General features: G+C 35.2%; 9 protein-coding genes and 1 riboswitch. Of the genes, 5 read left to right on the top strand and 4 right to left on the bottom strand.

Annotated elements, in window-relative coordinates:
• Positions 1-103 precede the first annotated feature (103 nt).
• Positions 104-595, bottom strand: coding sequence for a copper resistance CopC family protein (locus tag CD29_RS15010; protein WP_052124191.1), 492 nt, complete (start codon positions 593-595; stop codon positions 104-106).
• A 191-nt stretch (positions 596-786) separates the two neighbouring features.
• A riboswitch (TPP riboswitch) is annotated at positions 787-896 on the top strand.
• A gap of 112 nt (positions 897-1,008) precedes the next feature.
• Between CD29_RS15010 and CD29_RS15005 the strand changes: the two genes are divergently transcribed.
• Genes CD29_RS15005 through CD29_RS14985 form a run of 5 tightly spaced genes read left to right on the top strand, consistent with a single transcriptional unit; the run spans position 1,009 to position 4,578 of the window.
• The gene (locus tag CD29_RS15005; protein ID WP_036188587.1) at positions 1,009-2,007 is read left to right on the top strand and encodes an ABC transporter substrate-binding protein; all 999 of its coding nucleotides are present in this window, start codon (positions 1,009-1,011) and stop codon (positions 2,005-2,007) included.
• A 13-nt stretch (positions 2,008-2,020) separates the two neighbouring features.
• On the top strand, positions 2,021-2,311 hold the full coding sequence (locus CD29_RS15000) for an MTH1187 family thiamine-binding protein (protein ID WP_036188586.1): 291 nt from the start codon (positions 2,021-2,023) through the stop codon (positions 2,309-2,311).
• Positions 2,311-3,069, top strand: coding sequence for an ABC transporter permease (locus CD29_RS14995; RefSeq protein WP_036188585.1), 759 nt, complete (start codon positions 2,311-2,313; stop codon positions 3,067-3,069). The genes CD29_RS15000 and CD29_RS14995 overlap by 1 nt, the downstream gene beginning before the upstream one ends.
• A gap of 1 nt (position 3,070) precedes the next feature.
• Complete coding sequence (locus CD29_RS14990; protein ID WP_197061772.1) at positions 3,071-3,811, top strand: ABC transporter ATP-binding protein; 741 nt, start codon at positions 3,071-3,073, stop codon at positions 3,809-3,811.
• Positions 3,808-4,578, top strand: coding sequence for a TatD family hydrolase (locus CD29_RS14985; protein ID WP_036188583.1), 771 nt, complete (start codon positions 3,808-3,810; stop codon positions 4,576-4,578). Before CD29_RS14990 ends, CD29_RS14985 begins: the two co-directional genes overlap by 4 nt.
• A gap of 40 nt (positions 4,579-4,618) precedes the next feature.
• Here CD29_RS14985 and CD29_RS14980 read toward each other — a convergent pair whose 3' ends face one another.
• The 3 genes from CD29_RS14980 to CD29_RS14970 form a co-directional block, all read right to left on the bottom strand.
• Positions 4,619-6,736 (bottom strand): sensor domain-containing protein, encoded by a 2,118-nt coding sequence (locus CD29_RS14980; protein ID WP_081976283.1) that lies wholly within the window; start codon positions 6,734-6,736, stop codon positions 4,619-4,621.
• A gap of 271 nt (positions 6,737-7,007) precedes the next feature.
• Complete coding sequence (locus tag CD29_RS14975) at positions 7,008-7,388, bottom strand: VOC family protein (protein ID WP_235801851.1); 381 nt, start codon at positions 7,386-7,388, stop codon at positions 7,008-7,010.
• A gap of 28 nt (positions 7,389-7,416) precedes the next feature.
• Positions 7,417-7,761: a VOC family protein gene (locus CD29_RS14970; RefSeq protein WP_036188580.1), complete on the bottom strand. Its 345-nt coding sequence runs from the start codon at positions 7,759-7,761 to the stop codon at positions 7,417-7,419.
• Between the last annotated feature and the right edge of the window lie 85 nt (positions 7,762-7,846).

The following is a 7,846-nucleotide window of genomic DNA, read 5'->3' as shown; positions in this document are numbered from 1 at the left end:
ATCCTGTGCTGTTATTGCACATGGTGCAACTGCCCGTCGCACATAAAAAGCGTGGACAAAAAATCCACGCCCTTGTTCATATTGAATTTCTACCGACTACAAACTAATATCGTCTTCTTCTCCTATTTGGTTGCTTCGTTAAAAATGCTAAGATCACGATGATGACTATTGCTCCGATAAAAATCATAAACCAGTTAGTTGAAGAACCTTCACTACTGTCCCCCTCAGATGCTCCCTCCACAGATTCGGAGTTACTTACCATAAATAAATAACTGCCACTCATTGGATGACCATCTTCACCGATAATATTGTAATTGACTTGGTATGTACCATCTTCTAATGGAGAAGTAAATTTTGCAATCATTGTATCATTGTTAACCGAAATTGAGACAGGTATTTCCTTCCCACCCTCATTCGTTAAAGTTAGTAAACTACTTGGTTCAATTACTGTATCGAAGTTTAAGATTATCTCGCTTAAGGAACCATCAATAATTTGTCCATCTGTAGGATTTGATGCTTTTAGGTAAGAATGGGCAAAGGTTGCCTGAGCAAATACAAACAGTAGAAACAACGTACTAATGAATATTTTCTTCACTTCATTCTCCTTTTCGTATCTTTGGTAATCAATATATTGTTGTTGTCCCAAAATTAGACTTCGATTTTCGAATTTTGACGTAATTCCTCTGACAATTAATTGTCAGAGGGTCGCTTAGAAAAAGATTTCTTATTAAGCTATTGTAAATCTCATCCAACTATTGCTACAATGAATAGTGCAAGTTCATATCGAGAAGAATGTAGGGGAGCTGGTGTAGCCAGCTGAGATTGTATCCTTAAGATGCTAACCCTTTGAACCTGATTTGGTTAACACCAGCGTAGGGAACATTGACTTCAAATTTCTTTTTATTTGAATGAATATGTTACGTAACGTCTGGTACCCTTTTGGGAACTGGACGTTTTTTATTTCTTCGAGTATGAATAAACAATTCATATGAATGGGGGATTTTTTAAATGAGAAAGTTATTAATCTTACTAGTGATTGCTGTACTAGCTTTAGTAGGTTGTCAGTCACAAACACAAGAAAATGGCTCTACTGATCAAACAGAAAAACAATTGCAAAAAGTATCTGTAGTTTTAGACTGGACACCGAACACGAACCACACTGGTCTCTATGTTGCAAAAGAAAAAGGTTACTTTGAAGAACAAGGCTTAGATGTTGAAATTATCATGCCTGGTGATGCTGGTGCTGACCAACTTGTAGCTTCTGGAAATGCAGAGTTTGGTGTGAGCTACCAAGAGGGAATCACTCTTGTACGCACACAAGGAGTGCCGATTGTATCCGTTGCAGCAGTGATTCAACATAACACATCTGGGTTTGCTTCACCAAAGGATTTAAATATTTCTTCACCGAAAGATTTTGAAGGAAAAACTTATGGTGGATGGGGTTCACCAATTGAACAAGCTGTATTATCAACACTTATGAACGTTGACGGTGGAGATATTAACAAATTAGATATCGTGAATGCTGGAAATGCAGACTTCTTCACGATGAAAAACCAAGGAATTGATTTTGCGTGGATTTACTACGCTTGGACAGGTGTTGAGGCAGAACTTCGTGGCGAAGATATCAACATGATTTATTTAACAGATTACTCAGAAAAGCTCGATTACTATACACCGGTACTTGCAACAAATGAAAAGATGATTGCAAATAACCCTGAAACAGTAAAAGCATTCGTAACAGCGGCAGCGAAAGGTTATCAGTTAGCAATTGAGAAACCTGAAGAAGCTGCAAGTATCTTATCTTCAGCAGTACCTGAACTAGATACTGAACTAGTGTTAGAAAGTCAGAAATGGCTAAGTACAAAATACCAAGACGATGCACCACGCTGGGGTGAACAGAAACTTGAAGTATGGAAAAACTATGCTGATTGGATGAAAGAACATGGTGTTTTAGAAGGCGAATTTGACCCTGAAAAAGCATTCACAAATGAATTCTTACCTCAATAAGGAGACTGATACTATGGCAAATGCATTAGTTAGTATACAAATTATTCCGAAAACCAAAAATGGCGAGAGTGTTATTCCATATGTAGATGCAGCCATTGCTGTAATCAATGAATCAGGTGTTAAATATCAAGTAAATCCATTAGAAACAACTATGGAAGGCGATCTTTCAGAATTGCTTTTGATCATTGAAAAAATGAATAAACAAATGATTGAGTTAGGATGTCCAGGTGTACTATCCCAAGTGAAAATTTCTTACAACCCAGAAGGCGTTTCAATGGACAAATTAACGGAGAAATATCGTTAATGAGGAAAGTTTGGATTCGTGGAGGAAAATCAGTTCTATTCCTCCTCTTTTTATTCATCCTTTGGGAAGCACTTGTAAGAATTACAGAAACACCGATGTGGTTGTTACCTGCGCCAAGTGACGTTATCAAAGAGGCAGTTATTGGCTTTGATACGTTTTCAGTTCATATATTATCTACAGTTTACCTTGCAATTCTTGGGCTAGTCATAGGATGTAGCGTTGGACTTCTGATTGCCATAATCCTTTACCGTTTACCGAAAGTAAATGAGTTATTATATCCGTTATTAATTTTGTCTCAAAATATACCGACAATCGTCCTTGCTCCCCTACTAATTATTTGGTTTGGATTTGGAATGATGCCAAAGTTAATGATTATTAGTCTTGTGTGCTTCTTCCCAATCGTTGTAGCAAGTATGGATGGATTTAGACAAACTGCACCTGAACTAAAACACTACATGCAAATGGTCGGTGCGTCTCGTAATCAGATTTTTTGGAAGTTAGAGTTTCCACACTCCCTTCCCTCTATTTTTTCCGGTCTAAAAATAGCTGCAACCTATAGTGTAATGGGAGCAGTAATTTCTGAGTGGCTCGGAGCCAAAAAAGGCGTTGGTGTTTATATGACCCTCGCTCAGTCTTCGTTTAGAATTGACCGAGTATTCGTAGCAATCTTCTTTGTTATGTTATTAAGTATTGTGTTGTTTGGAATGATTCGAGCTATCGAAAAAGTTGTAGTTAAAGGTAGAAATGAGGGTGCTTAGAATGTTGTTAAATATTAAAGAGTTGAACAAAACATTTGGAGACCTGCATGTTTTAAAAGATATAAATTTGTCTGTGGGAAAGAACGAATTTGTCGCAATACTTGGACCATCCGGAAGCGGAAAAAGTACTCTTTTCCAATTAATCGGTGGAAATCAAACGCCAAATCAAGGCGAAATTCTTTTAAATGGAGAATCCATTAATGGAAAGACAGGCTTTATTAGTTACATGCCACAACAATCTTCCCTTTTTCCATGGCGAACTGTTTTAGAAAATGTAGTACTTGCCGCTGAGTTGAATGGAAAACCTGATTATGAAGAAGCGAAACTATGGCTTGAGAAAGTTGGTCTTGCTGAGTTTGCAAACTCTTATCCTATTGAATTATCTGGTGGGATGAAACAGCGTGTGTCATTTATCCGCGCTTTACTTAGTAAACAAAACTTACTTTGTTTAGACGAGCCTTTTTCTGCTCTAGATGAGTTCACAAGGTTGAAAATGCAAAAATGGCTTCTTTCTGTTTGGGAAGAAAACCGTAAATCAATTTTATTTATCACCCACAGTATTGAAGAAGCTTTATTTTTAGCAGATCGAATTTATATATTATCGAAAAGACCGGCTCAGGTTAAGGCTGAAATTAAAGTACCCTTTTCTCGCCCGAGGGATGAGAGTTTGTTAGAAACAAACGAATTTTTCCTATTGAAGCAACAAATTTTCCAGTTTATAAGAGAGGAATTAAGTGAATGATCATTGATGCTCACATTCATTTAGACCATTATGAAGAAAAAGAACAACATGAGATTCTCTCAACCTTAGATAAACATAAAGTAGAAGCTTTGATTTCGGTTTCGTTTGATATGGAATCGTGCTTGAAAACTCGTACCCTTTCTATTAATGATTCTCGAGTAAAACCAGCTTATGGCTTTCATCCTGAGCAAGACCTTCCTTCAGAAGACTATTTATCTGGACTGATATCTTGGATGGAACAACATGCCGATGAAATGGTAGCCGTAGGTGAGGTTGGGTTACCATACTATAAGAAGATTGAAAGCGAGAGATCACTCAATTACGAACCATATTTGGCGTTACTCGAAAGATTTATAGAATTTGCAGCAAAGTGGGATAAGCCTATTATACTTCATGCTGTCTATGAGGATGCTGCTTTAGCGTGTGATTTACTTGAAAAGCACGAAGTTACAAAAGCCCATTTTCACTGGTTTAAAGGCGATCAAATAACAGTTGAACGAATGATTCGAAATGGTTACTTTATTTCCATAACACCAGATGTTTTATACGAGGATGAAATTCAAGAGTTAGTTAAATCGTACCCACTACAACAAATGATGGTGGAAACGGACGGTCCATGGCCATTTGAAGGACCTTTTACAAACCAAATGACAGAACCAAAAATGATTCACGATTCCATAAAGAACATTGCAGAACTAAAAGGAATGCCGGTAAGTGAAACTGAGCGTATTGTCTATGAAAATACGAAAAGATTTTATAGAATATAAAAGGAAGCATGAGCTCTATTTTAGAACTCATGCTTTTTGCTTAAGCAATTGCGTTATTATTATTTATAAACTCCTCAAATGCATCACTTTTCAACGGTTTACTGTAATAGTACCCTTGTCCAAATAATAAACCTTTTTCACTTAACTTATCAACATGTTCTTCTAATTCAATTCCTTCAGCAATGACATTTAACCCAATTGTTTTTGCTAAATTTAATACCGCTAACACTATGGCTTGGCTTTCTTGATTGACATGAATGTCTTTTACAAAAGATTGATCTACCTTAAGTGTGTCTACAGGAAGGTGTTTAATATAGCTCAAAGAACTATACCCTGTTCCAAAATCATCGACAGAAATCTGTATTCCCAAGTTGCGCACTTCTTGTAAGATTGAAACTGTATTTTTTAAATCAGCAAAAATACTTTCTGTTAGTTCGAATTCTAACCATTTTGAATCGAGTCCTGTTTCATCTAGTACCTTTTGAACTTTTTCTATAAAATACGGATCCTCTAATTGCCGGACAGATATATTTACAGAAACACTAAGATTTCCGTAGCCTTTATCATGCAATTCTTTTGTTTGTCTGCAACTTTCTCTTAAAATCCATTCCCCTAATGGGATGATTAAGCCTGTAGATTCTGCTAAAGAGATGAATTTTACTGGTGGGATAATGCCTAACTCTGGGTGCTTCCATCTTACTAGTGCTTCCATCCCAATAAGTTCATTTGTAGCAATGTTAAGTTTCGGTTGATATTCAAGATAGAATTGGTTATCTATAATCGCTTGTCTTAGAGCATTTTCTAACAGCCTACGTTCAAATGATTGATGTTCAATGGTCTCGTCAAAGATCGTAAAATTGTTCTTACCTTTTCCCTTAACCATATAAAGGGCATCGTCTGCATTTTTGATGAGCTCATCTGTTGTTGTTCCATGGTCAGGATAAATTGCTATCCCGATACTACATGTAATCGAGTGCTCTATACCGTTGACAACGATCGGTGAACGGAATTTCCCTAATAACTTTTTCACTAAAGTTATTACATCTTCCTCGCTCTGTACATTTTTCACCAATACTATAAACTCATCTCCACCGAGTCTTGCAGCAACGTCTTTTGGATGTATTGATGATTGAATTATTGATGCTGTTTGTTTTAATACAAGGTCACCAACATCATGTCCCCATTGATCATTAACATTTTTAAAGTTGTCTAAATCAATAAATAGAACGGCAAGTTTGTCTTTTGACTTTGTTCGACTCATCATTTCATCGCTCAGTTTACTCATAAAAGAACGACGATTTGGAAAATTCGTTAGTGAATCATGATAAGCTAAATGATAAATTGTTTTTTCCACTGCTTTTCTATTTCGAATATCTTTCATAACAATTAAATATAAATCGTTTGAAGAATAAGTAGAATTATTGATTATTCGAATTGTTGCTTCCACATCAATATACTCTCCAGACTCATCTCGTATACGGAAATCCATTAAAAGTGATTCTTTTCTCTTTTTACAATAGGTTTGGACGTCCTGTTCTACAATATCAAAATCGTCAGGATGAATTAGTGTAAAAAAGTTTTCTGTCATAATTTTATTGGTGTCATAATTCAATACACTATTAAAAGTTGGTGACACATATTGAAATAATCCATCTTTATCAATAAGTGTTACTAGGCTGCTTGTATTTTCAGCAATGAGCCGGTAATTTTCATTAGTACGTTTTGCATCTTCAGCAAATTCTTTTTCTTCTGTGATTTCAGTACTAATTGAATAATACTCTATTGTTTTTTGTTGATCATTTAAAATCGGTACAACTGTGGCATAAACCCAGTAAGGCGAGCCATCTTTCTTCTCGTTTAACATTTCACCTTTCCAAATTTGACCTTTTTTCAAAGTCTGTATTATGTCATCTTGCTTGTTTGTTTGAAACTCATTTGAATATAATATTGCATGTTGTTGTCCAATTAGTTCTTCTCTACTGTAATTGCTTATCTCACATGCAAGATCATTTACGTATATAATGTTGCCTTCTGTGTTAGACACGACAACTATGCTTGATTGATTTATAACATATTCTAGTTGTTGGAGTTTTTCTAATTTTTGTTGCACTCTTACAGGTATATGATCGACATCATCATTGATGTAATTATTATTCATAAAGTTATTACTCCTTTTTATATAACGAGTACTCAAAGAAAAATTTAAGTTATGTAAATTCAGATTCGTATCATTAAATAATATCTAAAATAAATTTTGTATACAATTATCTGGTTTCATCGACCTATTTTTTATGATTTAACTCATTATGTACTTTATCTCTCTATACAATAACTCATTACATTTTAATTCAAAAGAGGAATAAAAACTGCCGGAATTGTGACTAATTTCCGGCAGTGCAATACTATTATTGAATTAACTTCCTGTAAAATTAACAGTTACAAACCATCACAACATTACCATCTGGATCTTTTATATTAAACCAGGCAGTGTTTCCAACTCTTTCAATTTCTCTTACAATTTTAATTCCCTTTTCCAAAACGTACCCATAGGCTTCTTCAATATTAGTAGTATAGAAATTAAATATAGGATTTGGACTAATGTAATGTTGGAAGGTTGGGTCAAAGGAGTGGTCGTCTAAAGTGAGTGAAGTTGTACCTGTAACTGGTACATTAAAAACTGGCGATTTGACTTTTTCTAGATCGACTTCTATCCCTAGTAAATCGCAGTACCACTTTGCTGATACGTTTAAATTTGTAACGTGAATAAAAACACCATTCATTTGGTTATAAATTGGCACTGTTTTTTGCAATTTTGATTCCCCCAATAAAAAGATTTATTTACTTATGTTCAACAAGGCCAAATCCAATTCCTACTGGGTCTACTAAATAGGCAAGAAAAAACTTTTCAAACTCCATTTTCTCACGTAAAACTTTAGCTCCATTGTTACAACATTGCACAATTACTTCATCAATGGAATCTACTTCAATTTGAATGCGAGTACCATGCGGAAAATCAGCTGGTCCTCTGCTAATTCCCCCTTTTATCTCTGATTCAGTTCCACAATCTACTGACCAGTATTCATAGTTTGGTTCTGATATTTTCCATCCAAATACATTGTTATAAAACTCAATGGCTTTTTCGGGTTCTTGGCTGCTCATATCAAAGCCAATAATTTTTGCCATGTATAACATCCTTTCTTTATAGCTCTTAAATTTTTTATTCGAGGTTCTTGCATAGAATCCTTTAAGTTTTTCCATCTGGTTGAAA

This window comes from Ureibacillus manganicus DSM 26584 (assembly GCF_000772945.1).
GTDB classification, from domain to species: Bacteria; Bacillota; Bacilli; order Bacillales_A; family Planococcaceae; genus Ureibacillus; species Ureibacillus manganicus.
The sequence above is the reverse complement of the archived record's forward strand: the minus strand, read 5'-3'. Positions and strand labels throughout refer to the sequence as shown.